The sequence below is a fragment of the Prauserella muralis genome (assembly GCF_003202285.1).
In the GTDB taxonomy this organism is placed as follows: domain Bacteria; phylum Actinomycetota; class Actinomycetes; order Mycobacteriales; family Pseudonocardiaceae; genus Prauserella_B; species Prauserella_B muralis.
In genome coordinates this window covers 1,523,647-1,549,999 of record NZ_MASW01000001.1, presented here as the reverse complement: position 1 = coordinate 1,549,999, position 26,353 = coordinate 1,523,647, and the positions used below count along the sequence as shown (strand labels likewise).

25 protein-coding genes are annotated in these 26,353 nt (G+C 72.0%); 19 read left to right on the top strand and 6 right to left on the bottom strand.

Going from position 1 to position 26,353, the window contains the following annotated elements:
* The first annotated feature begins 158 nt into the window (after positions 1-158).
* Complete coding sequence (locus BAY60_RS08410; protein WP_112280187.1) at positions 159-1,094, top strand: GNAT family N-acetyltransferase; 936 nt, start codon at positions 159-161, stop codon at positions 1,092-1,094.
* An 83-nt stretch (positions 1,095-1,177) separates the two neighbouring features.
* Positions 1,178-3,574, top strand: coding sequence for an endopeptidase La (lon, locus tag BAY60_RS08405; RefSeq protein ID WP_112280186.1), 2,397 nt, complete (start codon positions 1,178-1,180; stop codon positions 3,572-3,574).
* Positions 3,575-3,581: 7 nt separating this feature from the next.
* Here lon and BAY60_RS08400 read toward each other — a convergent pair whose 3' ends face one another.
* Complete coding sequence (locus BAY60_RS08400) at positions 3,582-4,223, bottom strand: DedA family protein (protein WP_112280185.1); 642 nt, start codon at positions 4,221-4,223, stop codon at positions 3,582-3,584.
* A gap of 133 nt (positions 4,224-4,356) precedes the next feature.
* Between BAY60_RS08400 and BAY60_RS08395 the strand changes: the two genes are divergently transcribed.
* Both BAY60_RS08395 and BAY60_RS08390 read left to right on the top strand, forming a co-directional pair.
* Entirely contained in the window at positions 4,357-5,496 is a 1,140-nt protein-coding gene (locus tag BAY60_RS08395) for a sensor histidine kinase (RefSeq protein WP_112280184.1), read from the top strand.
* Entirely contained in the window at positions 5,487-6,131 is a 645-nt protein-coding gene (locus BAY60_RS08390; protein ID WP_112280183.1) for a response regulator transcription factor, read from the top strand. Before BAY60_RS08395 ends, BAY60_RS08390 begins: the two co-directional genes overlap by 10 nt.
* Here the strand turns inward: BAY60_RS08390 and BAY60_RS08385 are convergent.
* Entirely contained in the window at positions 6,128-7,582 is a 1,455-nt protein-coding gene (locus BAY60_RS08385; protein WP_112280182.1) for an MFS transporter, read from the bottom strand. The genes BAY60_RS08390 and BAY60_RS08385 overlap by 4 nt on opposite strands.
* 162 nt (positions 7,583-7,744) lie before the next feature.
* Here BAY60_RS08385 and BAY60_RS08380 point away from each other — a divergent pair, with 162 nt between their 5' ends.
* The 7 genes from BAY60_RS08380 to BAY60_RS08350 all read left to right on the top strand — a co-directional run bounded on the left by BAY60_RS08380 (position 7,745) and on the right by BAY60_RS08350 (position 13,568).
* A complete protein-coding gene (locus BAY60_RS08380) occupies positions 7,745-8,818 on the top strand; it encodes an aromatic ring-hydroxylating dioxygenase subunit alpha (protein WP_112280181.1) in 1,074 nt (357 codons plus the stop codon).
* Entirely contained in the window at positions 8,815-9,033 is a 219-nt protein-coding gene (locus tag BAY60_RS08375) for a hypothetical protein (protein ID WP_112280180.1), read from the top strand. Before BAY60_RS08380 ends, BAY60_RS08375 begins: the two co-directional genes overlap by 4 nt.
* Before the next feature lie 5 nt (positions 9,034-9,038).
* Positions 9,039-9,983: a PDR/VanB family oxidoreductase gene (locus BAY60_RS08370; protein WP_211330205.1), complete on the top strand. Its 945-nt coding sequence runs from the start codon at positions 9,039-9,041 to the stop codon at positions 9,981-9,983.
* A gap of 2 nt (positions 9,984-9,985) precedes the next feature.
* Positions 9,986-10,762, top strand: coding sequence for an IclR family transcriptional regulator (locus tag BAY60_RS08365; RefSeq protein ID WP_425466452.1), 777 nt, complete (start codon positions 9,986-9,988; stop codon positions 10,760-10,762).
* A gap of 165 nt (positions 10,763-10,927) precedes the next feature.
* Positions 10,928-11,170: a DUF2630 family protein gene (locus BAY60_RS08360; RefSeq protein WP_112280177.1), complete on the top strand. Its 243-nt coding sequence runs from the start codon at positions 10,928-10,930 to the stop codon at positions 11,168-11,170.
* Positions 11,171-11,304: 134 nt separating this feature from the next.
* The gene (ctaD, locus tag BAY60_RS08355) at positions 11,305-13,068 is read left to right on the top strand and encodes an aa3-type cytochrome oxidase subunit I (protein WP_170160332.1); all 1,764 of its coding nucleotides are present in this window, start codon (positions 11,305-11,307) and stop codon (positions 13,066-13,068) included.
* 26 nt (positions 13,069-13,094) lie between these two features.
* On the top strand, positions 13,095-13,568 hold the full coding sequence (locus BAY60_RS08350; RefSeq protein WP_112280176.1) for a DUF309 domain-containing protein: 474 nt from the start codon (positions 13,095-13,097) through the stop codon (positions 13,566-13,568).
* Between the two features lie 122 nt (positions 13,569-13,690).
* On the opposite strand, the gene fdhA is transcribed toward BAY60_RS08350, so the two are convergent.
* A complete protein-coding gene (fdhA, locus tag BAY60_RS08345) occupies positions 13,691-14,905 on the bottom strand; it encodes a formaldehyde dehydrogenase, glutathione-independent (protein ID WP_112280175.1) in 1,215 nt (404 codons plus the stop codon).
* A 176-nt stretch (positions 14,906-15,081) separates the two neighbouring features.
* On the opposite strand from fdhA, the gene BAY60_RS08340 reads away from it, so the two are divergent.
* Genes BAY60_RS08340 through BAY60_RS08330 form a run of 3 tightly spaced genes read left to right on the top strand, consistent with a single transcriptional unit; the run spans position 15,082 to position 20,512 of the window.
* Complete coding sequence (locus BAY60_RS08340) at positions 15,082-17,433, top strand: phosphoketolase family protein (protein WP_112280174.1); 2,352 nt, start codon at positions 15,082-15,084, stop codon at positions 17,431-17,433.
* Positions 17,434-17,445: 12 nt separating this feature from the next.
* The gene (locus BAY60_RS08335; protein WP_112280173.1) at positions 17,446-18,543 is read left to right on the top strand and encodes an acetate/propionate family kinase; all 1,098 of its coding nucleotides are present in this window, start codon (positions 17,446-17,448) and stop codon (positions 18,541-18,543) included.
* Between the two features lie 55 nt (positions 18,544-18,598).
* Positions 18,599-20,512: a serine/threonine-protein kinase gene (locus BAY60_RS08330; protein ID WP_245992371.1), complete on the top strand. Its 1,914-nt coding sequence runs from the start codon at positions 18,599-18,601 to the stop codon at positions 20,510-20,512.
* Here the strand turns inward: BAY60_RS08330 and BAY60_RS08325 are convergent.
* Positions 20,509-21,204, bottom strand: a complete 696-nt coding sequence (locus BAY60_RS08325) for a B3/B4 domain-containing protein (protein ID WP_112280805.1) — start codon at positions 21,202-21,204, stop codon at positions 20,509-20,511. The genes BAY60_RS08330 and BAY60_RS08325 overlap by 4 nt on opposite strands.
* 5 nt (positions 21,205-21,209) lie before the next feature.
* Entirely contained in the window at positions 21,210-21,818 is a 609-nt protein-coding gene (locus BAY60_RS08320; protein ID WP_112280171.1) for a LysE family translocator, read from the bottom strand.
* A gap of 28 nt (positions 21,819-21,846) precedes the next feature.
* Between BAY60_RS08320 and pdxR the strand changes: the two genes are divergently transcribed.
* From pdxR to BAY60_RS08295, 5 genes are all read left to right on the top strand, one after another.
* Positions 21,847-23,340 (top strand): MocR-like pyridoxine biosynthesis transcription factor PdxR, encoded by a 1,494-nt coding sequence (gene pdxR / locus BAY60_RS08315; protein ID WP_112280804.1) that lies wholly within the window; start codon positions 21,847-21,849, stop codon positions 23,338-23,340.
* Between the two features lie 63 nt (positions 23,341-23,403).
* A complete protein-coding gene (locus tag BAY60_RS08310; protein WP_112280170.1) occupies positions 23,404-23,691 on the top strand; it encodes a DUF3040 domain-containing protein in 288 nt (95 codons plus the stop codon).
* A 77-nt stretch (positions 23,692-23,768) separates the two neighbouring features.
* Positions 23,769-24,098: a putative quinol monooxygenase gene (locus BAY60_RS08305; RefSeq protein WP_112280169.1), complete on the top strand. Its 330-nt coding sequence runs from the start codon at positions 23,769-23,771 to the stop codon at positions 24,096-24,098.
* A 174-nt stretch (positions 24,099-24,272) separates the two neighbouring features.
* Positions 24,273-25,361, top strand: coding sequence for a M23 family metallopeptidase (locus tag BAY60_RS08300; protein WP_112280168.1), 1,089 nt, complete (start codon positions 24,273-24,275; stop codon positions 25,359-25,361).
* A gap of 83 nt (positions 25,362-25,444) precedes the next feature.
* The gene (locus BAY60_RS08295) at positions 25,445-26,044 is read left to right on the top strand and encodes a DUF305 domain-containing protein (protein ID WP_112280167.1); all 600 of its coding nucleotides are present in this window, start codon (positions 25,445-25,447) and stop codon (positions 26,042-26,044) included.
* Between the two features lie 14 nt (positions 26,045-26,058).
* Here BAY60_RS08295 and BAY60_RS08290 read toward each other — a convergent pair whose 3' ends face one another.
* Complete coding sequence (locus BAY60_RS08290) at positions 26,059-26,301, bottom strand: hypothetical protein (RefSeq protein ID WP_245992370.1); 243 nt, start codon at positions 26,299-26,301, stop codon at positions 26,059-26,061.
* Between the last annotated feature and the right edge of the window lie 52 nt (positions 26,302-26,353).

The following is a 26,353-nucleotide window of genomic DNA, read 5'->3' as shown; positions in this document are numbered from 1 at the left end:
GCCGCAATTCGAACTCCATCAGATCACCTGAGGGTTAACGGAGCACCAACGCGGTGATACTGAAGCGTCGTCGCGGGTGACTTCACCACTGTCAGGGTCGCCCCCTGTAGTCGCATCCTGAGTGACCTATCTCATACCACGTCCTGTTGGATATCGCCATGGAGATCGACGACATCGACACCGAGCACGCGAAACGGCTGAGCGGGGCGGATCCGCTGCTGCCTCCGCCGTCGCCGCTGGACGGCACGGCCGCGGCCGGGACGGACGGGACCGTGCTGAGCACCCCGCAGGCGACGGGGCACGCCACCCGCTCCGAGGTGGGCGCCGCATCCGCCGCCGCGCTGTGGCGCCCGCTCACCGAGTACCGCCTGGACGTCCGGCTCGCCGGGGACGATCCGGGCGAGGCTCTGGAGCCGCTGCTCGCCCGCTGGGAGAAGCTGCTCGCCGGCTCCGCGACACGCGGGGACTGGGACACGGCCGCCGTCGTGGTCCGGCCCAGCCGGGACACCGCGGGCGGAGACGCCCTGTTGCGGCACGGGTTCGCGCCGATGCGGGTGCTCGCCGTGCGGCCCGCCGACCGCCTCGGCAGCGGACCGCCCGCGGTGCCCGGCGTGCGCATCCGCAGGGCCGAGCCGCGCGACGCCGGCACGGTGGTGCGCCTGCAACTCGAGCTGCGCCGCTACGACGCCCAGTTCGGCATGGTCACGCCACGGCCGGAGGAGGAGCGGGCGGTGGCGGCGGAGACGCGTGAGCTGCTGGCCGTGCCGTCACCCGCGCTGTGGATCGCGGAGCTGTACGGCAGGCCGCTCGGGTACGTCCACCTGCAGCTGCCGCCCGCCTCGGACTGGATCGCGGGTCACGTGGCCGCGCGCCGGGTCGGCTACCTGGCCTCGCAGGCCGTCGCCGAGGAGGCCCGCGGCAGCGGTGTGGGCTCGGCACTGATCGCGCACGTCCACCAGCTGGTCGACGAGGAGGGCGTGGAGGCGGTGCTGCTGCACCACGCGCTCGCGAACCCGCGCTCGACGCCGTTCTGGTATGCCCAGGGCTACCGGCCGCTGTGGACGTACTGGTACCGCAGGCCGGCCAATCCTTGATCGCTGCGGGCGAACGCCCGGAGGAAACAAACCCACGCTCCACAAAGTTGAGCGAGACATACTCAACAAGACGGGAGCGTGTCATGAACCAGACCCAGGTCTTCCCTGTCCTCCCCGTCGACGACGACGTCGTGCTGCCGGGCATGGTCGTACCGTTCGACCTCGCCTCGGCCGAGACGAAGGCCGCCGTGGAGGCCGCGCAGGCGGCGGCGCCGGGCGGCGCCGCGCTGCCCGGCATCCGGTCGGCCACGGCGGGCAGGGCCGAGGTGCTGCTCGTCCCGAGGATCGACGGCGAGCTCGTCGAGATCGGCACCGTCGCGGCGGTCGAGCGCATCGGCCGCGTGCCCGGCGGCGCCACCGTGGCGCTGCTGCGTGGCACCCGCCGTGCCCTGCTGGGCGAGGTCGCCGACGGTCCGGGCGAGGCCCGCCGCGTGCACACCACGCCGGTCGCCGAGCTGCCGGTCGACGAGCGCGCCCGTGAGCTGGCCGCGGAGTTCAAGTCCGTGGTGATCTCGCTGCTGCAGCAGCGCGGCGTGTGGCAGATGCTCGACGCGGTGCAGCAGCTCGAGGACCCTTCGGCCATCGCCGACCTCGCTGGCAACGCGCCGTACCTGGACACCGCGCAGAAGCTGGAGCTGCTGCGCACCGTCGACGTTGCCGCGCGGCTGGAGACCGCACTCGAGGCGAGCAAGGCCTTCCTCGCCGAACTGCAGGTCAACGACACCATCCGCAAGGACGTCGAGCAGGACATGGAGAAGCAGCAGAAGGAGTTCCTGCTGCGCCGCCAGCTGGAGGCGATCCGCAAGGAGCTCGGCGAGCTCGACGGCACCGGGAACGACGACGACTACCGCACCAGGGTCGAGTCGGCCGGCCTGCCCGAGCACGTCCACAAGGCCGCGCTGGCCGAGGTGGACAAGCTGGAACGGACGTCGGACCAGTCGCCGGAGGCCGGCTGGATCCGGACGTGGCTGGACACGGTGCTGGAGATGCCGTGGCACACCAGGACCACCGACGTGCACGACATCGCGGGGGCGCGGCGGGTGCTCGACGCCGACCACGCGGGGCTGGACGACGTGAAGGAACGCATCATCGAGTACCTGGCCGTGCGGCAGCGCCGCGCGGAGTCCACTGTGGGCGGTCGTCACTCCGGAGCGGTGCTGGCGCTGGCCGGCCCTCCCGGGGTCGGCAAGACGTCGCTGGGCGAGTCGGTCGCGAAGGCGATGGGCCGCAGGTTCGTGCGGGTGGCGCTCGGCGGCATCCGGGACGAGGCGGAGATCCGCGGCCACCGGCGCACCTACGTCGGGGCGCTGCCGGGCCGGATCGTGCGCGCCATCAAGGAGGCGGGCTCGATGAACCCGGTGGTGCTGCTGGACGAGGTGGACAAGGTGGGCGCCGACTACCGGGGCGACCCGACGGCGGCGCTGCTGGAGGTGCTGGACCCGGAGCAGAACCACACGTTCCGCGACCACTACCTCGAGGTGGATCTCGACCTGTCGGACGTGGTGTTCCTGGCCACGGCCAACGCGCTCGAGACGATCCCCGGCCCGCTGCTGGACCGGATGGAGCTGGTGACCCTCGACGGCTACACCGAGCACGAGAAGGTGACCATCGGCCGCGACCACCTGCTCCCCCGGGAGCTGGAGCGCGCGGGCATGGGCCGGGACGACGTGGTGCTCACCGACGCCGCGCTGAGCCGGATCGCCGCCGAGTACACGCGGGAGGCCGGGGTCCGCGACGCCAACCGCACCATCGCGAAGGTGCTGCGCAAGATCGCCACCAAGGTCGCGCTCGGCGAGGCGGAGCTGCCGGTGACGGTCGGCGCCGAGGAGCTGGAGAGCTACCTCGGCAGGCCCCGGCACGTGCCGGAGTCGTCGCTGCCCGCGGGCGTGCAGCGCACGTCGATCCCGGGCGTGGCGACGGGGCTCGCGGTGACCGGTGCGGGTGGCGACGTGCTCTACGTCGAGGCGTCGCTGGCCGACGCGGAGACCGGCGGCACGGGCCTGACGCTCACCGGCCAGCTCGGCGACGTGATGAAGGAGTCGGCGCAGATCGCGCTGTCGTACCTGCGGTCGCGGGGCGCGGAGCTGGAGCTTCCCGTGGGCGATCTCGCCGAGCGCGGGGTGCACGTCCACGTGCCCGCGGGCGCGGTGCCCAAGGACGGGCCGTCGGCCGGGGTGACGATGACCACGGCGCTGGCGTCGCTGCTGTCCGGCAGGCTCGTGCGCTCGGACGTCGCGATGACCGGCGAGGTGTCGCTGACCGGCCGCGTGCTGCCGATCGGCGGGGTCAAGCAGAAGCTGCTGGCCGCGCACCGGGCCGGGTTGACGACGGTGGTGATCCCGCAGCGCAACGAGCCGGACCTGGACGACGTGCCCGCCGAAATCCTGGCCCAGCTCGACGTGCATCCGGTGAGCAGTGTGCGGGAGGTGCTGGAGCTGGCGCTGGAGCCCGCGACGGCTCCGCTGGCCAGCGCCGCGTGAGCAGGGTTCACGTCGAGGACCGGTCGCGCAGCCGTCGTGCCACGAAGAAGGCGATGGCGGCGACGACGGCGACGATGACGACCTTCTGGAAGATCGAGGCGTACTGCTCGACGATGTGCCAGTTGGCGCCGAGGAAGTAGCCGCCGAGGACGAAGGCGGTGTTCCAGATGAGGCTGCCGAGCGTGGTGAGGGTGAGGAACTTCCACACCGGCATCCGCTCGACTCCCGCGGGCAGCGAGATGACGCTGCGGACGAGCGGGACCATGCGGCCCAGGAACACCGCCTTCGGTCCGTGCTTGGCGAACCAGCGCTCGGCATGGTCGAAGTCGTCGGCCTTGACCAGCGGCACGCGGGCCATCAGCCGTCGCACGCGGTCGCGGCCGAGCAGCATCCCCAGGTAGTAGACGATCACCGCGCCGACCACGGAGCCGACCGTGGTCCACACCAGCGCCTCGACCAGTGAGAAGGTGCCCCTTGCCGCCGTGAACCCGGCCAGCGGCAGCACCAGCTCACTGGGAATCGGCGGGAAGAGGTTGTCGAGGCCGACCGTGATGGCGGCCCCGGGGCCACCGAGCGTCTCCATCAGGCTGACGGCCCATCCGGCGATGCCGCCGAGCGGCTCGGTGGTCGCGGCGTGGTGAAAGTCCATGCCTTCGACGCTACGAATCCCGGCCTTCGCTCACCATGAAGTGTGGCACCCGTTCGAGTGCCGAGAGCCACACCGGTGATCCTGCGGAAAACCGCAGTCCGCGCGCGTGCGCGCTCCGGCTAGGTTCGGGGGCATGGCCGACTCCGCCGTGCGCCGGGTGTGCCGCGCGACCGCCGGGCTGGCGCTCGGCGGGGCCAGCGCGTTCGCCGAATTCGGTTACGTGCTGCTGGCCCTCCCCGCGCTGGCGGTGCCCGCCGCGCGGCACCGCGTGTTCGCCGGTGCCCGCGTGCTGGCGGAGCTGGAGCGGGCGCGGCTGGCGCGCTTCCTCGCCAGCGACAACTCCGCCGACTACACGGGCAGGCGGGCACTGGAGTACCTCGCCCTGCGCAGTGTCGTCGGCGGGATCGGCGCAGGCATCTTCCTGCTCATCCTGTGGGGCGCCGTGTCGGCGGGAATCATGGCGCGGCAGCTGGCGACGGGCCGGCCCATCGGGGGCGGCGACCTCGACGGCGACTGGTACGACCCGATCACGGTCGTCCTGTTCGGCACCCTGCTGGTGTTTCTCGCCGTGCAGGGGCTCGTCGGGGTCGCGGTGCTCGACCGGCGGCTCGCGCACCGGTTTCTCGGGCCGAGCGAGCAGGAGCTGCTGCGGCGCCGGGTGTCGGAGCTGGCCACGACGCGCGCCGAGGTGGTGGCCGCGGTCAACGACGAGCGCAGGCGCATCGAGCGGGATCTGCACGACGGCGTGCAGCAGCGGCTCGTCGCGCTGGGCATGCTGCTCGGCAGGGCCCGCCGTACCCGGGACGCCGAGCACGTCGCCGAGCTGCTGCGGCAGGCCCACGACGAGTCGCAGGAGGCGCTGCAGGAGCTGCGTGAGGTGACCTGGCGGGTGTATCCGATCGCGCTCGACTCGGGAGGGTTGCAGGTGGCGCTGGAGTCGCTGGCGGAACGGTCGAGCCTGCCGGTGACGGTGGACTACGCACTCGTGCGGCGGCCGGACGAGGCGACCGAGACGGTCGCCTACTTCGTGGCGTCGGAGGCGGTGACCAACGCGATCAAGCACGCGGGTGCGTCGCGGATCGGCATCGCGGTGGAGCAGGATGCGAGCATGATCGTCGTGCGGATCACCGACGACGGCACGGGCGGCGCCAGTGCGGACGGCGGAGGGCTTTCCGGGCTCGCCCGCAGGGTCGCGGCCGCCGACGGAGTGTTCAGTGTGGACAGCCCGCCGGGCGGGCCGACCACCGTCACGGCGGAGCTGCCATGCGCGTGATCCTCGCCGAGGACTCGACGCTGTTGCGCGAGGGCCTGATCCGGCTGCTTGCCGAGGAGGGGCACGAGGTGGTGGCGGCCGTGGCCGACGGCGCCGCGCTCGTCGCGGCCACCGCCGAGCACCGGCCGGACGTGATCGTCACCGACGTCCGCATGCCGCCGGGACACACCGACGAGGGATTGCGGGCCGCGCTGGAGATCCGGGCGCGCTGGCCGGAGATCGGGGTGCTGGTGCTGTCGCAGTACGTGGAGAAGCGCTACGCCACCGAGCTGATCACCGACGACGCGGGCCGGGTCGGATACCTGCTCAAGGACCGGGTGGCGCAGGTCGGCGAGTTCCTCGACGCGCTGGACCGGGTGGCCGCAGGCGGTGCCGCGTTCGACCCGGAGGTGGTGCGCCGCCTGCTGGCCCGCACCAGCCGCGCCGACCCGCTCACGCGCCTGACGACGCGTGAGCGGGAGGTGCTGGAGAAGATGGCGCAGGGGCACACCAACGCCGGGATCGCCGCGCAGCTGTACGTGTCGCAGAGCGCGGTGGAAAAGCACGTCAACGCGATCTTCGACAAGCTCGGCCTCGCGCACACCGACGGCTTCAGCCGCCGCGTGCTGGCCGTGCTGCGCTTTCTGAACTCCTAGGTGGCGGCGAGCTGGGGCCGCTTCTCCCGCACCAGCGCGTACATCCCGGCCGAGGCGAGCATGATGCCGCCCGCGACCCAGGTGCCGACGGCCCAGCTGCCGGTGGCGTCGCGCAGCACGCCGCTGACCACCGGGCTGGCGACGGCGCCGATCTCGGAGATCAGGTTCAGCAGGCCGAACGCCGAGCCGCGCTGCTTCTCCGGCACCAGGTCGCCGGTGATGCCCTGCGCGATGGGCTGCAGCGCGTTGAAGAACAGGCCGGAGCAGAACAGGATCAGGCCGAGCAGCAGCAGTGACGGGTCGCCGTCGCCGCTGATGGAGAGCGCGAAGGCGAACACGAGCAGCGAGTAGACGACGGTGAACGTGATGAGCAGCGGCTTGCGGCCGACGCCGCGGCGCAGCGCGCGGTCGGCCAGCCACCCGCCGACGGGGAAGCCGATGATGCCCGCGCCCGCGTTGAACGCCGCGGTGAGCGCCGCCGCGAGCAGGGAGCTCTCGGTGGCCTCCCGCACGATCTCCACCGACCAGAAGCTGAAGAACCACAGGTTCCACAGGATCGCGATGTAGGCGAAGTAGATGATCACGATGTCGCGGCTCAGCAGTGTCGACGCCTCGGGGGTGCGGCGCAGCCTTCCGACGATGACGCCGATGACCACCACGGCGAGCACGCCGGAGCCGATGGCGGTGCCCCACGTGGGCCAGCGCAGTTGGTCGGCGACGACGAACAGCGTCAGCACGGCCACGAGCAGCGGCACCGACACGGCGATCAGGCGCAGCAGCGGCGGGCCGAGGCGCAGCCTGCCGCCGAGGTGGCGGTGGAAGAAGAACCAGCAGCCCAGCGCCACGACGACCGACAGGGCCGCGAACGCGAGGAAGGGCATCCGCCAGGACTCGACGCCCATGCCGAGTGAGGAACCCCAGTCGATGAGCAGCGGGGTGCAGATGATGCCCAGGGTGAGTCCGACGGAGAGCCCGGAGATCACCACGCCGAGGCCGAGCGTGCGGCGCCGGGGCGGGGTGTGGTTGAGGATGAGCGTGCGGTCGTTGGAGTAGAACACGCCCTCGCCGAGCCCGGTGAGCACCCGGGCCCCGACGAACGCGATGAGCCCGACGACCACGCCGGACACCAGCGTCATCACCGCGGCCCACAGCAGGGACAGCACGATCATCTCGCGGTGGCCGAAGCGGTCGCCGAGCCTGCCGCCGGGGTACTGGGTGAGCATGTAGCCGGTGAAGAACAGCGAGCCGACAAGGCCGCCCAGCGCCCTCGGGTCGCTGGCCTCACCGATGAACCCGACCTCGTTCTCGATCATCCAGCTGACGACCGGGCCGGTGAGCGTGCGGTCGGCATAGCTGACGACCCAGCCCAGCAGCAACATCAGCCACAACGCCCGGTAGGGCTTGCCCGCCTGCCTGCCTGCGGGCAGGAACGTCGACTCTGACCGTGTCATGGGGCAGCACCCTGACAGCGGTTCGCCCGCCGCGCCCGCCCGGCATTCCGGTGAACGGAATCCACAAAATCTTTCAGCTGGTGAAAACGGGCGTGGTCCGGAGCAGGTCACAGCGCTCACAGTCGGACGCACTCCCACCACTCACGCCGAGGAGCGACGTCAATGACGACCCCGACGACCTTTGCCCGCAACCAGTGGTACGTGGCGGCGTACGGCCGCGAGATCGGCCGCGAACTCTTCGCCCGGACCATCTGCGGCGAGCCGATCGTGTTCTACCGCACCGAGGCCGGCGAGGCGGTGGCGCTCGCCGACCGGTGCGTGCACCGGCGGTATCCACTGTCGGAGAGCAGGCTCGACGGCGACCGCATCGTGTGCGGCTACCACGGATTCACCTATGACACGGCCGGTTCGTGCGTGTTCGTGCCCGGCCAGACCCGCATTCCGCGCACCGCCCGGGTGCCGAGCTACCCGCTGGTGGAGCAGGACTCGTTCGTGTGGGTGTGGATCGGCGACCGGGACAAGGCGGACCCGGCGGCGGTTCCGCGTGCACCGTGGCTCGCGGATCCGGCGTACACGACCGTGTCGGGGATGGAGCCGCTGGCCGCACGCTACGAGCTGCTGGTGGACAACCTGCTGGACCTGTCCCACGAGACCTACCTGCACGGCGGCTACATCGGCACGCCCGAGGTGGCGAACACGCCGATCACCACGGAGGTGGACGAGGAGAAGGAGATCATCTACGTCAGCAGGCACATGGCCGACGCCGAGTGCCCGTCCTTCTACGCGAAGTCGACCGGCATCGAGGGCCGCATCACCCGGTGGCAGGACATCGAGTACCACCCGCCGTGCCTGTACCTGCTGCACAGCCGGATCGCGCCGGTGGGTGTGCTGCCGAACGACGACGGCACCGACCCGGACGGCTTCCACGTCGAGGTGGTGTACGCGATCACGCCGGAGACCGAGCACTCGACGCACGACTTCTGGGCGGTGGCACGGGACTTCGCGCTCGACGACGAGGGCGTGTCGGCGTTCCTTGCCGAGAGCAACCGCACGGTGGTGCTGCAGGACGTGACGGCGCTGAACATCCTGGAGCAGGTCATCCAGTCGGAGCCGGAGGGCTACCAGGAGCTGTCGATCAACATCGACACCGGCGGCCTCGCCGCTCGGCGGTTCCTCAAGCGGATGGTCGAGCGTGGGCAGCAGCCCGCCGAGCGGCCCGCGGCGGTGCGGTCATGAGTGCCCGGGTGGCGATGCTGCACGGCGACACCGTGTTCCGCATCCACTGGGTGCTGGGCACCGACCGGCTGGTGGGCGTGTGCCACTGCGGCGCCGAGCACGAGTCGGAGGAACCGGTGGAGCTGTGGGACTGGCTGCTCGCCCACCCCGAGGGCCACGACACGCGTCCCGGCGAGCCCGCGCCTCCGCCGGAGCGTGCGCTGGCGGGGGTGTGACCGCGATGGACGAGCGGGAGCTGGTGCTGGCCCGCAAGGAGCGCGTGGCCGAAGGCGTGGTGTGCCTGACGCTGCGCGAGCCGGACGGCGGCGCGGTGCCGGAGTGGACGCCGGGGGCGCACGTGGACCTGCTGCTGGCCGACGGCCTCGAGCGGCAGTACTCGCTGTGCGGCGACCCGGCGGACCGCTCCGCGCTGACCGTGGCGGTGCTGCGGGAACCCCAGGGCCGGGGCGGCTCGGCGTTCGTGCACGACCGGCTCACCGAGGGCACGCGGGTGCGGGTGCGCGGGCCGAGGAACAACTTCGCGCTGGTGGACGCGCCACGCTACCTGTTCCTTGCCGGTGGCATCGGGATCACGCCGATCCTGCCGATGGTGGCCGAGGCCGACGCGCGCGGCGTGGACTGGCGGCTGGTGTACGGCGGGCGGACGCGGACGTCGATGGCGTTCGCCGGCGAGCTGGTGGCCAAGTACGGCGACCGGGTGTCCCTGCGGCCGCAGGACGAGACCGGGCTGTTGCCCCTCGACAGCCTGCTCGGCACGCCGGAGCCGGACACGGCGGTGTACTGCTGCGGGCCGGAGCCCCTGCTGGCGGCCGTGGAGCAGCGATGCGCGGCATGGGGTCCGGGTGCGCTGCACGTGGAGCGGTTCTCACCGAAGGCCGATGCGGACGCGGGGCCGCGCGAGTCGTTCGAGGTGGAGCTGGCCGTCTCGGGGCGGACGTTGCCGGTGCCCGCCGACAAGTCGATCCTCGAGGTGGTCGAGGAGGCCGGGATACCGGTGCTGTCGTCGTGCCAGGAGGGCACGTGCGGCACGTGCGAGACGGAGGTGCGCGAGGGCGTGCCCGACCATCGCGACTCGCTGCTCACCGAGGAGGAACGCGCGGCGGGTGAGACGATGATGATCTGCGTGTCGCGGTCGTGCGGGCCTCGGCTGGTGCTCGAATTGTAGACGTGACGGGAGTTCGGGTGGGCGGAGATGCCCGGTCGGTGACGGCCAAGGTGCTCGCCATGCTGGAGGCGTTCACGCCCTCCACCCCGGACCTGTCGCTGAGCGAGCTGGCCCGGCGGGCCGGGGTGTCGCTGCCGACGGCGCATCGGCGGGCCGCGGAGCTGGTGGCGTGGGGCGCGCTGGAGCGCGGCGCCGACGGCCGGTACCGGATCGGGCTGCGGCTGTGGGAGGTGGCGTCGCTGGCGCCGCGTGGCCTGGGGCTGCGGGACGCGGCGATGCCGTTTCTGGAGGACCTGTACGAGGTCACGCACGAGAACGTGCAGCTCGCCGTGCGCGAGGGCCTGGAGCTGGTCTTCGTGGAGCGCATCGCGGGCAGGTACGCGGTGCCCGTGCTGACGCGGGTGGGTGGCCGGTTCGCGCTGCACGCGACGGGTGTGGGGCTGGTGCTGCTGGCGCACGCCCCCGCGGAGGTGCAGGAGCAGGCGCTGACGTCGCCGCTGCACGCCTACACGCCGAAGACGATCACCGAGCCGGACCGGCTGCGGGAGGTGCTGGCGGCGGTGCGGCGCAACGGCTACGCCGTGAGCGACGGGCAGGTGACGCTGGACGCGCTGTCGGTGGCGGCGCCGATCCGCGGGCGGGGCGACACGGTGGTGGCCGCCGTGTCGCTCGTCGTGCGTGCGGGTTCGGCGGAGCCGCTGACCCTGGCCCCGCTCGTTCAGGCCGCCGCCCGCGGCATCTCCCGGACCCTGCTGCCCCGCCTCGCCGGCAACCCCTGACCACCCCCTGAAGTGCGTTTAGCGGGCTTACTGCACTACTTAGCCATGCTCAGGAGTGCAGTAAGCCCGCGAACTGCGCTCCGGGGGCCGTCGGCGGAGTGCGTTGAGCGGGCTAACTGCACTGTGGGGCCGTACGGTGGCGGGGGACGCACAGGGAGGTTGTTGATGGCTGACGACGAGATCATCGGCAGGATCGACGAGCTCATCGCCGAGGAGCGCGAGCTGCGGTCGCGCGTCACCGGCACCGGGCTCACCGACGCGGACAAGACGCGCCTGCGGGACCTCGAGCAGCGGCTCGACCAGTGCTGGGACCTGCTGCGGCAGCGGCGTGCGCGGGCCGAGTTCGGTGAGGACCCCGACGAGGCGCAGCCGCGGCCGATCAGCGAGGTGGAGTCGTACCGGCAGTGACCCTCGCCGGGACGCCCTGCTGATCGACAAAGGGATGCGGCCACCGTGGGTGAGGTCTACCGTAATTCGTGACCGTCTCGGGCCCGCTCTCCGGCGGCTCGAGGATGCACCCACGCAGGTGGAGGTGCGCCCCTTTGGACACGCAGATCGGTCTCCGGCCGACGCCCATCCAGCAGCCACGCCCCCACACGGGCAAGCGCGGCCAGGCGATGCTGTCGCTGCTGCGCACCACCGACCACAAGCAGATCGGCGTGCTGTACCTGGTCACGGCCATGTCGTTCTTCATGATCGGCGGCCTGATGGCGCTGCTCATGCGGGGCGAGCTGGCGCGGCCGGGACTGCAGTTCCTGTCGCAGGAGCAGTACAACCAGCTGTTCACCATGCACGGCACGATCATGCTGCTGCTCTACGCGACGCCGGTGCTCTTCGCCTTCGCCAACCTGGTGCTGCCGCTGCAGATCGGCTCGCCCGACGTGGCGTTCCCCCGGCTGAACGCGTTCTCGTACTGGTTGTTCCTGTTCGGCGGGCTCATCGTGCTCAGCTCGCTGCTCACCCCGGGCGGGGGCGCGGACTTCGGCTGGACCGCCTACACGCCGCTGTCGCGCGCGGCGTACTCCGTGGGCGTCGGCGGGGACCTGTGGATCAGCGGGCTGATCGTGTCGGGGCTCGGCACCATCCTGGGCGCGGTCAACATGATCACGACGATCGTGTGCCTGCGCTGCCCCGGCATGACGATGTGGCGGATGCCGATCTTCACCTGGAACATCCTGTTCACCAGCGTGCTCGTGCTGCTCGCCTTCCCGATCCTGACGGCCGCGCTGTTCGGGCTGCTCGCCGACCGGCACATCGGGGCTCACGTGTTCGACCCGGCCAACGGCGGCGCGATTCTGTGGCAGCACCTGTTCTGGTTCTTCGGCCATCCCGAGGTCTACATCGTCGCGCTGCCGTTCTTCGGCATCATCACCGAGATCATCCCGGTGTTCAGCCGCAAGCCGCTCTTCGGTTACCGGCTCATGGTGTTCGCGACGATGGGCATCACGGCCCTGTCGGTGGCGGTGTGGGCGCACCACATGTTCGCCACCGGCGCGGTGCTGCTGCCGTTCTTCTCCTTCATGACCTTCCTCATCGCCGTGCCGACCGGCATCAAGTTCTTCAACTGGATCGGGACGATGTGGAAGGGGCAGCTGAGCTTCGAGTCGCCGATGCTGTGGTCGATCGGGTTCCTGGTGACGTTCCTGCTCGGCGGGCTCACCGGCATCATCCTCGCCGCCCCGCCCCTGGACTTCCATGTTCACGACAGCTACTTCGTGGTGGCGCACTTCCACTACGTGCTGTTCGGCACCATCGTGTTCGCCACGTTCGCGGGGATCTACTTCTGGTTCCCGAAGTTCACCGGGAGGATGCTCAACGAGCCGCTGGCGAAGCTGCACTTTTGGCTGACGTTCCTCGGCTTCCACACGACGTTCCTCGTGCAGCACTGGCTCGGCGACGAGGGCATGCCGCGCCGGTACGCCGACTACCTCGCCTCCGACGGGTTCACCGTGCTCAACATGGTGTCCACCATCGGCGCGTTCGTGCTGGGGCTGTCGATGCTGCCGTTCGTGTGGAACGTCGTGCGCAGCTACCGGTTCGGCGACCCCGTCGAGGTCGACGACCCGTGGGGCTACGGCAACTCGCTGGAGTGGGCCACCAGCTCCCCACCGCCGCGGCACAACTTCACGGAACTGCCCCGCATCCGGTCGGAGCGGCCTGCCTTCGAGCTGCACTACCCGCACATGGTCGAACGCCTGCACGACGAGGGACACATCACGCTCACCGGCAGGACCAAGCCGCACACCGCCGAACCGCAGCCGCCGGAGAAGAAGGCCTCCGACGCCACGAAGGGCGAGCTGGGCTGACGGCGAGGCGTGGCAGACTCGGCGTCGTGGCTGATCGAGACCGAGACGAGGAGGGCCGCGCCCGCAACGCCCGTCCGCGCGACGGGCTCGGCAGGCCGCTGCCCTACGACGCGCAGGGAGTCGAGCGGCAGCCGGAAGGCGTGGAACGCACACCGCAACAGGCGCTGTCCGAGGCGCAGCAACTGCTCGACGACGGCAAGCCGTTCCACGCTCACGAGGTGTTCGAGGACGCGTGGAAGTCCGGCCCCGACCACGAGCGGGAACTGTGGCGGGGCCTGGCACAGCTGGCGGTCGGCGTGACCCACGCGGCGCGCGGCAACCTCACCGGTGGCGCGTCGCTGCTGCGGCGGGGCGCGGAGAACATCCAGCCGTTCGCCGCCGACCCGCCGCACGGCATCGACGTCGCGGGGTTGCGCGAGTGGGCGCTGACCCTCGCGAACGGACTGCCCGCACACCAGGACCCACCGGATCCCGCGGCGATCGCACCCCGCCTCCGCTGACAAAGCCGGTCGCCGCAAGCTCCCGAATGCCACATTCGTAGCGTTCAACTTCCCCAATGCGGCATTCGTAGCGTCTGACGCCACCAATGCCGCATTGGGGAGCTTGGGGCGGCGGCGAAGGGTTACGCCGCGACCATTCCGTGCGGATCCAGGACGTACTTCTTCGCGGCTCCTCGGTCGAACTGCTGGTAGCCGTCAGGGGCGTCGCTCAACGGCAACACGGTGGCGTTCACCGCCTCGGCGATGCGCGCCTTGCCGCTGAGGATCATGTTCATCAGCAGGCGGTTGTACTTCTTCACCGGGCACTGGCCGGTGGTGAACGAGTGCGACTTCGCCCACCCCAGCCCGATGCGCACCCCGAGCTGGCCGACCTTGGCGTTCTCGTCGACACCACCCGGGTCGCCGGTGACGTACAGGCCCGGGATGCCCAGCGACGCGCCCGCGCGCGCGATGGTCATGATGTCGTTGAGCACGGTGGCAGGCTGCTCGGCCGCGTCCTGGCCGTGCCCGCGCGCCTCGAAGCCCACCGCGTCGACGGCCGCGTCGACCTCCGGCTCGCCCAGCACCTCGGCGATCATGTCGCCCAGCTCGCCCGAACGGCTCAGATCCACGGTCTCGCAACCGAAGCTGCGGGCCTGCTCCAGCCGGTCGGCGTTGAGGTCGCCGACGACGACCACGGACGCGCCCAGCAGCTGGGCGGCGTGCGCGGCCGCGAGCCCCACGGGTCCCGCACCGGCGACGTACACCGTCGAACCGGTGGTCACGCCGGCCGTGTAGGCGCCGTGGTAACCGGTCGGGAAGATGTCCGACAGCATCGTCAGGTCGAGGATCTTCTCCAGCGCCTGGTCCCGGTCGGGGAACCGCAGCAGGTTGAAGTCCGCGTAGGGCACCATCACGTACTCGGCCTGCCCGCCGAGCCAGCCGCCCATGTCGACATAGCCGTACGCGGCGCCCGGGCGGGCGGGGTTGACGTTGAGGCAGATGCCGGTCTTGCCCTCGAAGCACATCCGGCACCGCCCGCAGGCGATGTTGAACGGCACCGAGCAGATGTCGCCCGGTTTGACGAACAGCACGTCGTCCCCGGCCTCCACCACCTCCCCGGTGATCTCGTGCCCGAGAGTCTGGCCCACGGGCGCCGTGGTGCGGCCGCGCACCATGTGCTGGTCGCTGCCGCAGATGTTGGTGGAGACGATTTTCAGGATCGCCGCGTGCGGAGCCTGCTTCGGCAGGCCGAGCCCGTCGACGACGTCATCGGGAAGTTCGAGCTTCGGATAGTCGATCTGCTCGACCGAAACCTGTCCTGGCCCTTGGTAGACGACAACACGATTACCCGGCATGGTGAAAACCCCTTTGTTTTTCGCCGGTTTCTGCGGGCGTCATCCGAACGTAAACCCTGGCGCGCGGTCCTGCCAGCCATCGCGACCTCCGCTTCGGCCGCAAAAGTCCGGCGGGCCCTTTCGAGGGGCATTCGGTCGCCTGCGCGGCCGCCACGAGGTGACTACCGTCGGAGTACATGGGCGAGCGGACGGGCACCGTGCTGGACACCGGCGAACTGCGCGACATCGATGCCTACTGGCGCGCGGCGAACTACCTGTCCGCGGGCCAGATCTATTTGCTCGACAACCCGCTGCTGCGCGAGCCGCTGCGCGCGGAGCACATCAAACCGAGGCTGCTGGGGCACTGGGGCACCACGCCGGGCCTGAACTTCGTGTGCGCGCACCTGAACCGCATCATTCAGCGGCGCGACGCCAACGTGATGTACGTGCTGGGTCCCGGTCACGGTGGGCCCGCGGCGTGGGCCAACGCCTGGCTGGAGGGCACCTGCAGCGAGGCCTACCCGCACATCGACCGCGACGAGCGGGGCATGCGCGCGCTGTTCCGGCAGTTCTCCTTTCCCGGCGGCGTGCCCAGCCACGTCTCCCCCGAGGTGCCCGGCTCGATCCACGAGGGCGGGGAGCTCGGCTACGCGCTCGCGCACGCCTTCGGCGCGGCCCTGGACAACCCGGACCTGCTGGTGGCGTGCGTGATCGGCGACGGCGAGGCGGAGACGGGGCCGCTGGCCACCAGCTGGCACGCCGCGAAGTTCCTGCACCCGCGACGGGACGGCGCGGTCCTGCCGATCCTGCACCTCAACGGCTACAAGATCGCCAACCCGACGCTGCTGGCGCGCATCCCCCACGAGGAGCTCGACGCGCTGCTCCGCGGCTACGGCTACCTTCCGTACTACGTCGAGGGCCACGAGCCGGAGGCCATGCACCAGGTGATGGCGGCCACGCTCGACGAGATCGTCGACGTGATCGGCGCCGTGAAGCGCGGTGAGCGGAAGCGCTGGCCGGTGCTCGTGCTGCGCACGCCGAAGGGCTGGACCGGCCCCGCCGAGGTGGACGGTATGGCCGTGGAGGGCACCTGGCGTTCCCACCAGGTGCCGCTGCCCGCGGTGCGGGAGAACCCGGAGCACCTGGCGGCACTGCAGGCGTGGCTGCGGTCGTACCGGCCGGAGGAGCTGTTCGACGCCGACGGCGGCCCGGTCGAGTCGCTGCGAGCGCGGGTGCCGTCCGGCCCGCGGCGGCTCGGCGCCAACCCGCACGCCAACGGCGGGCTGCTGCTGCGCCAGCTGGACCTGCCGGACTTCCGCGAGCACGCGGCGGAGGTGGCCAAGCCGGGCGGCTCGGCGTCCGAGCCCACGCGGGTGCTGGGCCGCTGGCTGCGGGACGTGCTGGCCGCCAACGACGACGCGGCGAACTTCCGGCTGTTCGGGCCCGACGAGACGGCCTCCAACCGGCTGGACGCGGTGTACGAGGTGACCGGCAAGCAGTGGCAGGCGCAGCTCCTGGACTCCGACGAGCACCTGGCGCGGGAGGGCCGGGTGATCGAGATGCTGTCCGAGCACGTCTGCCAGGGCCTGCTGGAGGGCTACCTGCTCACCGGACGGCACGGCCTGTTCTCCTGCTACGAGGCGTTCATCCACATCGTCGACTCGATGTTCAACCAGCACGCCAAGTGGCTGAAGACGAGCCGGCGGCTGGACTGGCGGCGGCCCATCGCGTCGCTGAACTACCTGCTCACCTCGCACGTGTGGCGGCAGGACCACAACGGCTTCTCGCACCAGGATCCCGGTTTCATCGACCACGCGGTGAACAAGAAGGCCGAGGTGATCCGCGTGTACCTGCCGCCGGACACCAACACGCTGCTTTCGGTGGCCGACCACTGCCTGCGCAGCCGCGACTACGTGAACATCATCGTGGCGGGCAAGAACCAGCTGCCCGACTGGCTGCCCATGGAGGAGGCGGTCCTGCACTGCGCCCGCGGCGCGGGCATCTGGGAGTGGGCGAGCACCGACACCGAGGGCGAGCCGGACGTGGTGCTGGCGTGCGCGGGTGACGCGCCGACCCTGGAGGTGCTGGCGGCCGCGGCCTGGCTGCGGGACCACCTGCCCGGCCTGAAGGTGCGCGTGGTCAACGTCGTGGACCTGATGCGCCTGCAGCCGGACACCGAGCATCCGCACGGCATGACCGACCGCGAGTTCGACGCGCTGTTCACCACGGACAAGCCGGTGCTGTTCGCCTACCACGGCTACCCGTGGCTGATCCACCGCCTGACCTACCGCCGCGCCAACCACGACAACCTGCACGTGCGCGGCTACAAGGAGGAGGGCACGACGACGACGCCGTTCGACATGCTCGTCATGAACGACATGGACCGGTTCCGGCTGTGCATCGACGTACTCGACCGGGTGCCCGGGCTCGGGGTCACCACGGCCCGGCTGCGGCAGCAGCTCGTGGACACCCGCGCCCGCCACCACGCGTGGATCCGCGAGCACGGTGAGGACCTGCCCGAGGTCCGCGACTGGTCCTGGCCGTACTGACCGGGGGTCGGCATGCACGTGCTCGTCGTCAACGCCGGATCGTCCAGCCTCAAGGTGCGCCTGCTCGGCGCGGGCGACGAGGTGGTCGACACGCTCGATCTGGGGTCGTGGCAGGGCGCGCACGAGAGCGACGAGCTGGCCGAGTTCGTGAAGGGCCTGCCCGCGGTGGACGCCGTGGGCCACCGGATCGTGCACGGCGGCACCGAGTTCCGCGACCCGGTGGTGCTCGACGACCGGGTGCGCGAGCGCATCGCCGCGCTCACGGAGCTGGCGCCGCTGCACCAGCCACGGGGGCTCGCCGGGATCGACGCGGTGGCCGGGGTGCTGCCCGGCACACCGGCCGTGGCGTGTTTCGACACCGCGTTCCACACCACGCTGCCGGACGAGGCCGCCGTCTACGCGCTGCCGCACGAGTGGAACCGGCGCTGGTCGCTGCGCCGGTACGGCTTCCACGGCCTTTCGCACGACTACGCCGCGCGCCGGGCCGCCGACCTGCTCGGCAGGCCGGTCGGCGAACTGCGCACCGTCACCTGCCACCTCGGCGCGGGCGCGTCGCTGGCCGCGGTGGCCGGAGGCAGGTCCGTGGACACCACCATGGGATTCACCCCGCTCGCCGGGCTGGTGATGGCCACGCGCACCGGCAGCGTCGACCCGGGACTGGTGCTGTGGCTGCAGCAGCACGCCGGGCTGGACGCCGGGCAGGTGAGCCACGCGCTGGAGCACGAGTCGGGCCTGGCCGGGCTGGCCGGCGGCAGCGGCGACATGCGCGAGGTGCTGCGCGGGGCCGACGCAGGCGAGCCGAGGGCCACGCTCGCGTTCGGCGTGTACGTGCACCGTCTGCGCCGGGAGATCGCCGCGATGACGGCCTCGCTCGGCGGGCTGGACGCGCTGGTGTTCACCGGCGGTGTCGGTGAGCACGGGCCCAGGGTGCGGCAGGCGGCCGTCGAGAGCCTCGGCTACCTGGGTGTGCGGGTCGACCCCGGCCGCAACGACGCCGCGACCGGCGACGCCGACATCGGCGCCGACGGAGCGGACGTGCGGACACTCGTGGTGACCGCGCGGGAGGACCTGGAGATCGCCCGGCACACCCGCGCCACATTGTTGTCCTAAGTAGATCGCCGGAACTTCCTGCCCGGCTATGCTCTTGCGGCGAGGGAGGGCCGCCGTGACCGCAGAGCTGTTCGGCCCCTACCGCCTGGACGCGCTCATCGGCCGGGGCGGGATGGGCGAGGTCTACCGCGCGTACGACACACGCAAGGACCGCGTCGTCGCGCTCAAGCGGCTGCCGCACACGCTCGCCGCCGACGCCGACTTCCAGGCACGCTTCCGCCGCGAGTCCCGGGTGGCGGCGCGGCTGCGGGAGCCGCACGTGATCCCCATCCACGACTACGGCGAGATCGACGGCCTGCTGTTTCTGGACATGCGGCTCGTGGACGGCGTCGACCTGGCCACGCTGCTGCACCGCGACGGCCCGCTGGAGCCCGACCGGGCGGTGCGGGTGGTCGCGCAGGTGGCGGGCGCGCTCGACGCCGCGCACGCCGACGGCCTCGTCCACCGCGACGTGAAGCCGTCGAACGTGCTGCTCAGCGGCGACGACCACGTGTACCTCGTGGACTTCGGCATCGCCAGCTCGGCGACCGGCACGCGGCTGACCGGCACCGGCGACATGATCGGCACCCCGCACTACATGGCGCCGGAGCGGTTCGGCTCGGGCCGGGTGGACGCGCGCAGCGACGTGTACGCCCTGACCTGCGTGCTGTACGAGGCGCTGACCGGGCACAAGCCGTTCGCGGGCGAGGACGCGCTCGCCCAGCTCTACGCCCACGCCAACCGGGTGCCGCCCGCGCCGTCGCGGACCAGGCCCGGCGTGCCTGCCGGGTTCGACGCCGTGGTGGCCAAGGGCATGGCGAAGGAGCCCGCCGACCGGTTCGCCGGCGCCGGGGAGCTGGCCTCGGCGGCCAGAGCGGCGCTGGAGACCGCGCCCGCACCGGCGACGGAGCCGTTCGTGACGCAGCCGGTGACCACGCCGATCCCGCCAACGCCACCGCCGCGGGAACCGGCGCGCGGCGGCAGGCGGGCGGCGCTGGCGGTGGCCGGGGTGGTGCTCGTCGGCGCGGTGGCCGGGATGGTCATCCTGCTCAGCATGCGCGGCGACGGCGATACGCCGCCCGCCGATCCGACCGCGTCGCGGCGGCCCGCCGCGGTGACGGCGGCCGCGACGATCCCCGTCGGGCAGCGCCCCGAGGGCGTGGCCGTCTCCCCCGACGGCGCCCGCGTGTACGTGACGAACTCGGAGGCCGGAACGGTGTCGGTGCTCGCCGCCGGGGACGGCCGGGTGGTGGCGACCGTGGACGTCGGCGCCGAGCCCGGCGGTGTCGCGGTGTCGCCCGACGGTGCGGTCGTCTACGTCGCCGACTACGGGTCGGACACGGTGTCGGTGATCGACGCCGGACGCGCCGAGGTGACCACGACCATCCCGGTGGGACCAAGCCCCGATCGGGTCGCGTTCGCCGCGGACGGCGACCGCGCGTACGTCACCAACGACGCGGCCGGGACGGTGACGATCCTCGATACGGTCGCCCACCGCGTCGCCGGCACCGTGGCGGCCGGGCCGAAGCCGTTCGACGTGCTCGTCTCCCCCGACGGTGGCGAGCTGTACGTGGCCGACGCGGAGGACGGCACGCTCACCGGGCTGGCGGCCGCCAGCGGCGAGGTGACGCGAAGCATCGCGCTGGGCGGCAGGCTGCAGGACTCGGCGCTGTCTCCGGACGGCGCCACGGCGTATGTGCCCGACCAGAACGGCGGCACGCTGGCCGTGGTGCGCACCGGCGACGGCTCGGTGGAGGCGACCGTGCAGGTCGGCACGCAGCCGCAGGGTGCTGCCGTGTCCCCGGACGGCAGGCGCGTGTACGTCGTCGGCGCGGACGGGCTGGTGGTGCTCGACGCGGCCACGAGGAAAGTCGTCGCGCGGGTGCCGGTCGGGGCCGAGCCGCTCGACGTGGCGGTGAGCCCGGACGGCGCGCGGGCCTACGTGGCGCTGGGCGGCGGGAACGCCGTCCGGGTCGTCAGGCTCCGTTAGTCCGGAGGGAAGCGGGGCGCCCCGGCGCTGAGCACGGCCGTCCGCACCGCACCCGGCCAGGCGCGCTGGAGGCCTTCGACGAGGGCGGTGAGCAGCGCGGGCACGTCCCTCGCGGCCGAGCCGTGCAGGGCCTCGGCGACCACCAGCACCTCGCGGGTGCCGTCGCGCACGGCGGAGTGGCCGCTCTGCCGGTTGGTCCACCGCCGGGCGTGGGCCCTGCCCTCGGCGTCAGCGAAGATCACCTCACCGGGGCGCGGGTGCTCGACCTCGCCGCCGAAGGTGAGGTACCGCTCGCCGCCGTCGGCGTGGCGGACCTCGAGGAACCCGGCGACGCGATCGAGGTCGAACACGGCGACGGGGATGGCGTAGGCCAGCGAGAGCGCGTTGCCGAGGTCGATGAGCGGGTGGATGCGCGGCAGGGTGCCCTCGCGGCGGAACCGGCGCAGCAGCGACTCGGCCGCGCACCGGTACCGGGTGGGTTTGAGGCCGAGCCGCGTGAAGGTGCGCCGCCACGCCTGGATCTCCGGCAGGTCGGACTCGGCCGCTCCGGCGAGGCGGGCCCGGGCAACGGCGTGCAACGGGCCGAGAGCGGCGTCCACGTCGCCGTCCGGCGTGATGCCGCCCGCGCGGGCGACCCCGGCGACCAGCGTGGGATGCTCGGCCCAGATGTCGTCGGCGTGCCGGAAGTGCATGGTGCTCACGTGGTGGCGGCGAGGGTGACCCCGAGACCCGCGAACGTGCCCGCGAAGACGCGCCGCAGCCAGGCCAGCACGCGGGGCCGGGTCAGCACGCGGTCGCGCACCGCGGCGGCGGCGAGGCCGTAGCCTGTGAAGACCACGAACGTGGCCAGCATGAACACCCCGCTCAAGGCCAGCATGCGGCCGAGCGAGCCGGGCGCGCCGAGCGGCACGAACTGGGGCAGGAACGCGACGAAGAACAACGTCAGCTTGGGGTTGAGCAGGTTGACCAGCACCCCGGAGGCGATCACGCGGCCGGCGGAACGCCGCGGCGCCTCCCTGCCGACCGTGAGGGCCTCGCGGTCGCGCAGCGTCGCCACCGCCAGGTACAGCAGGTACGCCACGCCCAGGTACTTGACGACCTGGAAGGCGAGCGCGCTCGTGTGCAGCAGGGCCGCGAGCCCCGTGATGGTGGCGAGCAGGTGCGGAACGATGCCCAGCGTGCAGCCGAACGCGGCGACGACCCCCGCGCGGCGGCCCTGTGTCACGCCGGTCGACAGGGTGTAGACGACGCCCGTGCCCGGGGTCGCGACGACCACCAGCGTGGTCAGCAGGAACGCGATGCTCATCGCACCACTGTGCTGCCAGAATGGCTCGATGGGCAGGGCCAAACGACGTCCGGTCGAGCAGACCATAACGACCGGGTCGGATTTCCTGCAGCTCGACATCGGCGCCGCACCACGCGGCGGGCGTACCGGGTGGCTCGCGGAGCGGTTGCGCGCCGCCATCGCGGACGGCACGCTGCCGGTGGGCAGCAGGCTCCCGCCGAGCCGGGTGCTGGCGGCGGAGCTGCGCGTGTCGCGGAGCGTGGTCACCGACGCGTACCGGCGGCTGACGGAGGACGGGCACGTCGCCGGGCGCGGCAGGGCGGGCACGGTGGTGGTGGCCGCGCCGGTGCGCCCCCGGCCGCCTGCACCCGGCAACGCGCCCACGCCGCCCGCGGAGGTGTTCCCCGCCGAGCCGGGCGAGGACGTGTTCGACACGCTGCGCACGGCGCCCGCGCGGATCGACCTGTCGCCGGGCGTGCCGGACCTGGCGGCGTTTCCGCGGTCGGCCTGGTTGCGGGCGGAACGCACGGTGCTCGGCAGGCTGGCCCCCGCGGACTTCGGCTACGGCGATCCACGGGGTACGCCCGCGTTGCGCCGGGCGCTGGCGACCTGGCTGGCCCGCAACCGGGGCATCAGCGTGGAACCCGGTGAGGTGGTGGTCGTCGCCGGGGTGGCGCAGGCGCTCGGACTGCTCGCGCAGGTGCTGCGCGCGGACGGCATCAGCACGGTCGGCGTGGAGGATCCGGGCTCGCTCGGCGCGCGCAGGCACCTGGCGAACTGGGGGCTGGCGACGCCGCCGGTGACCGTGGACGGGGGCGGAGTGCAGGTCGACGAGCTGGCCGGGTTGCCCGCGGTGATGCTGACCCCTGCGCACCAGTTCCCCACCGGGGTCGTGCTGGACGGCGGGCGGCGGCGAGGCCTGATGCGGTGGGCCGAGGCGGGTGGGCTGATCGTCGAGGACGACTACGACGCCGAGCACCGCTACGACCGGCCCCCGGTGCCCGCATTGCGGTCGATGCTGGCCGAGCACGTCTGTTACGCGGGCAGCGTGTCGAAGCTGCTGGCGCCCGCGCTGCGGATCGGCTGGCTGCTCGTGCCGCGGCGGTATCGGGCGGCGGTGGTGGCGGCCAAGCGCGACGCCGACCTCGGCAACGCGGCCCTGCCGCAGCTGGTGCTCGCCGAGCTGATGGATTCGGGCGAGCTGGAGCGGCAGCTGCGGCTGCTGCGCAGGCGGCACATCCGGCGGCGCGACGCCATGATCCGGGCGATCGGGGCACACCTTCCGGGCGCGACCGTGCACGGGGCCGCGGCAGGGCTGCACCTGATGGTCACCCTCGCGGCCGGGGTGGACGATGTTGGCCTTGCGGCCGCCGCGCTGGCCCAGGGCGTGAAGGTGCAGCCGCTGTCCTGGCACCGTCAGCGGCCCGGCGTCCCGGGGCTGGTGCTGGGCTACGCGGCCAGCGCGGCGGGCGACATCGAGCAGGGCATCGCCACGCTGGGCCCCCTTGTGCGCCGCGGTTTGCCGGCACCGACCGCCGGGTAGGTCCCTGGAAGTGCCCTGCAAGCGACTGCAAGCGACGCCGAAGGAGCGAGCCGGGGAGCGGTGATGCTGAGTCCGCACGAGCGCCAGCAACTGGACAGGATCGAGCAGTGGTTCGAGGCCGATGATCCCGCGTTCGCCGACGACCTGAGCGCACTGGCCCGGCGAGGGGTCTGGCCGCGGGTGGGGCGGATCGTCCTTGATCTGCTGGCGGCGGCCGCGATTCTGGTGGGCCTGTACACGCTGGATCTCGGCCTGGTGTTCCTCGGGCTGATCACGGCGGGCGGTGCGGCGTGGCTGCACCTGTCGGCGGCGCCCGCCGAGACCGGGCCGGAGCCCGACCGCGAGGAGTAGCCGGCACCGCGTGCGCGAGCCCGGCCGGTTTGGCATCGTTGCTGCCGACCGTCACGCGGCCGCGACGAGGGAGCACCATGATCTTCATTACCGCCAAGTTCCGGGTTCTGCCCGAGTACGCCGAGCAGTGGCCGCAGATCGCGCGGGAGTTCACCGAGGCGACGAGGTCCGAACCCGGGTGCCTCTGGTTCGACTGGTCCCGCAGCCTCGACGACCCGGCCGAGTACGTGCTCGTGGAGGCCTTCCGCGACGGGGACGCCGGTGCCGCGCACGTGCAGTCGGAGCACTTCCGGAAGGCCCAGCGGACACTGCCGCAGCACCTCGCGGAGACACCGCGCATCGTCAGCACCACCGTGGACCAGGACGACTGGTCCGAACTCGGTGAGATGGCCGTCACGCAGCGTTGATCCGCGACACGGAGCGCAAGGCGCCACCTACTCGTTGCAGTATTGTGACCCAAATGTTGTGATGTAAGTCATCGCCGGTGGATTCCGGGAGCGGGCCCACGCATAGTCGCAGGCGCCCCCGACCCCGGGTCGCACGTGCCCCCGACGTGCGGCCCAATGATTCCTGGAGCCGCCATGGGTGCGCGTCGCCGCCTGGCGCGGATCGCGTCCACTGTTGTGCTTGTCCTGCTGACGTTCGCGACGGTGCTCGGCAGCCCGGCCGCGACGGGCCAGCAGCCTGCGAGCGACCTGGAGCGGCGGATCGCGGCCGCCGAAGCCGAGCTGAGGGCCGCGCAGGCGAAGCTGGCGGCGACCTACGAGACGTTCACGAACGCCGAGCGGCGGCACGAGCGGGCCTCGGCCGCGGCCGAGGCCGCGCAAGCGAAGGCCACCCGCGCACGCACCGAGGCCGCCGAGGCGGCGCGGCGGGAGCGCGAGGTGCGGACGAAGTTCGACAGGTTCACCTCGGCCAGTTTCCGGCAGGGCTCCACGGTCGGCTCCATCTCGGCGTATCTCGGCGCGGAAAGCCCGACCGAGATGCTCGACCGCGCGTCGCTGCTCAACGTCCTCGGCGCCGAGCATCTCGATGTTCTGGACACCATGCGCCGCGCCGTGGAGCGCAAGACGACGCTGGAGCGGACGGCACGGACGGCGCTGCGCAGAGCCGTCGCCAACCGCAATGACGCGGCGAAGGCGAAGCAGGCCGCCGAGCGGGCGTACACGGCGGCGGAGGAAGCGCAGAACGCGGCGAAGGCCGAGACCGAACGGCTCGCCGACGAGCGAGCGGCGCTCGCCTCGCAGGCAGGCAGCACCGTCAGCGGCGGCGGCCAGACCGGCACCGGTGGCGTGGTGCTGCCCGCGCAGGGCACGCTGACCTCCACCTACGGCGCCCGCTGGGGCACGATCCACTACGGCATCGACATCGCCAACGAGATCGGCACGCCCATCGTGTCGGCGATGGCGGGCGAGGTGATCGACTCCGGGCCGGCCAGCGGCTTCGGGCTGTGGGTGCGTGTCCAGCACAGCAACGGGCTGATCACCGTCTACGGCCACATCAACGAGTCGCTGGTCTCCGTCGGCCAGCAGGTGTCGGCGGGCCAGCAGATCGCGACCATCGGCAACCGGGGCCAGTCCACGGGACCGCACCTGCACTTCGAGGTCCACCAGGACGGCAGCAAGATCGACCCGCTGATCTGGCTCCGCAGCCACGGGATCGACATCTGAACCGGACATCCACAGTGGACCATGACGGGGAGGCGGGTAGGCTTCGTCGGCCCCGCCCGTGACAGAAGGATCGTCGTTTCCTCATGCGCAGCAACCTCGTCGTCCCCTCGCTGGCCCTGATCGCCGGTCTCGCAGCAGCCTGCGGCCCTTCGGCGGAAAGCGACCCACCGGCACCGGCCCCGTCCTCCACCGCGGCCACCAGCAGTACCGCCACCGCCGAGAGCAACCACAACCGCAGCGACGTCGAGTTCGCCCAGCAGATGGTGCCGCACCACGAGCAGGCGGTGGTCGCCGCCGACCTTGCCCTGGAGCGCTCCCCCAGCCCGGAAATCCAGGCTCTGGCCCAGCGGATCAAGGGTGCGCAGCAGCCGGAGCTGGACCAGCTGCTGGCGCTGCTGCGGCTGTGGGGCGAGAGCGTGACGCCGGGCGGCGGCGCGAGCGGCGACCACGACCACTCGCGGCTGATGAGCGAGGAGACGTTCCAGCAGCTCCAGGAGGCTACCGCTGCGGAGTTCGACGAGCTGTGGCTGCGTTCGATGATCGAGCACCACCAGGGCGCCGTCGAGCTGGCCGAGACGCAGCTTCGCGCGGGCGCCGACTCCCTGGCCTCGCTGTACGCGCGGACCATCGTCGACCGGCAGCGCCCCGAGGTCCAGGAGATGACGGCGCTTCTCGAGCGGTAGGCAGCCGGTGCCGCTCAGGGCAGGTACCGGTCGAGCCGGCGAAGGAACGCGCCAAGGCGTCCGCGCTCGTGCCACCCCCTGGCGATGACCGCGGCGCGGGCCGAGCCGACCAGCGCACGGAGGTGTGCGGCCACACCGCGGCTGTGCCGGTCCTCGAGTGCGCGAGCGCGGCGCTGCACCCAACGGGCGCAGGAGACGCAGATGCCGACCTCAGGGTGGTTGCCCAGGTGCACCAGCTCGGCGTCGTCGCGGTTCACACCGCAGCACCAGCACACCGAAGAAAGCGGCTCGGCCCCGGTTCGCCCGGCG

Excerpts from the sequence above, each read along its gene's own strand:
- BAY60_RS08310 (WP_112280170.1), top strand. The coding sequence starts at position 23,404 with ATGCTGAGTCCGCACGAGCGCCAGCAACTGGACAGGATCGAGCAGTGG.
- BAY60_RS08360 (WP_112280177.1), top strand. The coding sequence starts at position 10,928 with ATGGCTGACGACGAGATCATCGGCAGGATCGACGAGCTCATCGCCGAG.
- BAY60_RS08305 (WP_112280169.1), top strand. The coding sequence starts at position 23,769 with ATGATCTTCATTACCGCCAAGTTCCGGGTTCTGCCCGAGTACGCCGAG.
- BAY60_RS08325 (WP_112280805.1), bottom strand. The coding sequence starts at position 21,204 with ATGCACTTCCGGCACGCCGACGACATCTGGGCCGAGCATCCCACGCTG.
- BAY60_RS08390 (WP_112280183.1), top strand. The coding sequence starts at position 5,487 with ATGCGCGTGATCCTCGCCGAGGACTCGACGCTGTTGCGCGAGGGCCTG.
- BAY60_RS08410 (WP_112280187.1), top strand. The coding sequence starts at position 159 with ATGGAGATCGACGACATCGACACCGAGCACGCGAAACGGCTGAGCGGG.
- BAY60_RS08395 (WP_112280184.1), top strand. The coding sequence starts at position 4,357 with ATGGCCGACTCCGCCGTGCGCCGGGTGTGCCGCGCGACCGCCGGGCTG.
- BAY60_RS08400 (WP_112280185.1), bottom strand. The coding sequence starts at position 4,223 with ATGGACTTTCACCACGCCGCGACCACCGAGCCGCTCGGCGGCATCGCC.
- pdxR (WP_112280804.1), top strand. The coding sequence starts at position 21,847 with ATGGGCAGGGCCAAACGACGTCCGGTCGAGCAGACCATAACGACCGGG.
- BAY60_RS08375 (WP_112280180.1), top strand. The coding sequence starts at position 8,815 with ATGAGTGCCCGGGTGGCGATGCTGCACGGCGACACCGTGTTCCGCATC.
- BAY60_RS08335 (WP_112280173.1), top strand. The coding sequence starts at position 17,446 with ATGCACGTGCTCGTCGTCAACGCCGGATCGTCCAGCCTCAAGGTGCGC.
- BAY60_RS08340 (WP_112280174.1), top strand. The coding sequence starts at position 15,082 with ATGGGCGAGCGGACGGGCACCGTGCTGGACACCGGCGAACTGCGCGAC.
- lon (WP_112280186.1), top strand. The coding sequence starts at position 1,178 with ATGAACCAGACCCAGGTCTTCCCTGTCCTCCCCGTCGACGACGACGTC.
- BAY60_RS08370 (WP_211330205.1), top strand. The coding sequence starts at position 9,039 with ATGGACGAGCGGGAGCTGGTGCTGGCCCGCAAGGAGCGCGTGGCCGAA.
- BAY60_RS08380 (WP_112280181.1), top strand. The coding sequence starts at position 7,745 with ATGACGACCCCGACGACCTTTGCCCGCAACCAGTGGTACGTGGCGGCG.
- BAY60_RS08385 (WP_112280182.1), bottom strand. The coding sequence starts at position 7,582 with ATGACACGGTCAGAGTCGACGTTCCTGCCCGCAGGCAGGCAGGCGGGC.
- BAY60_RS08320 (WP_112280171.1), bottom strand. The coding sequence starts at position 21,818 with ATGAGCATCGCGTTCCTGCTGACCACGCTGGTGGTCGTCGCGACCCCG.
- BAY60_RS08295 (WP_112280167.1), top strand. The coding sequence starts at position 25,445 with ATGCGCAGCAACCTCGTCGTCCCCTCGCTGGCCCTGATCGCCGGTCTC.
- BAY60_RS08300 (WP_112280168.1), top strand. The coding sequence starts at position 24,273 with ATGGGTGCGCGTCGCCGCCTGGCGCGGATCGCGTCCACTGTTGTGCTT.
- fdhA (WP_112280175.1), bottom strand. The coding sequence starts at position 14,905 with ATGCCGGGTAATCGTGTTGTCGTCTACCAAGGGCCAGGACAGGTTTCG.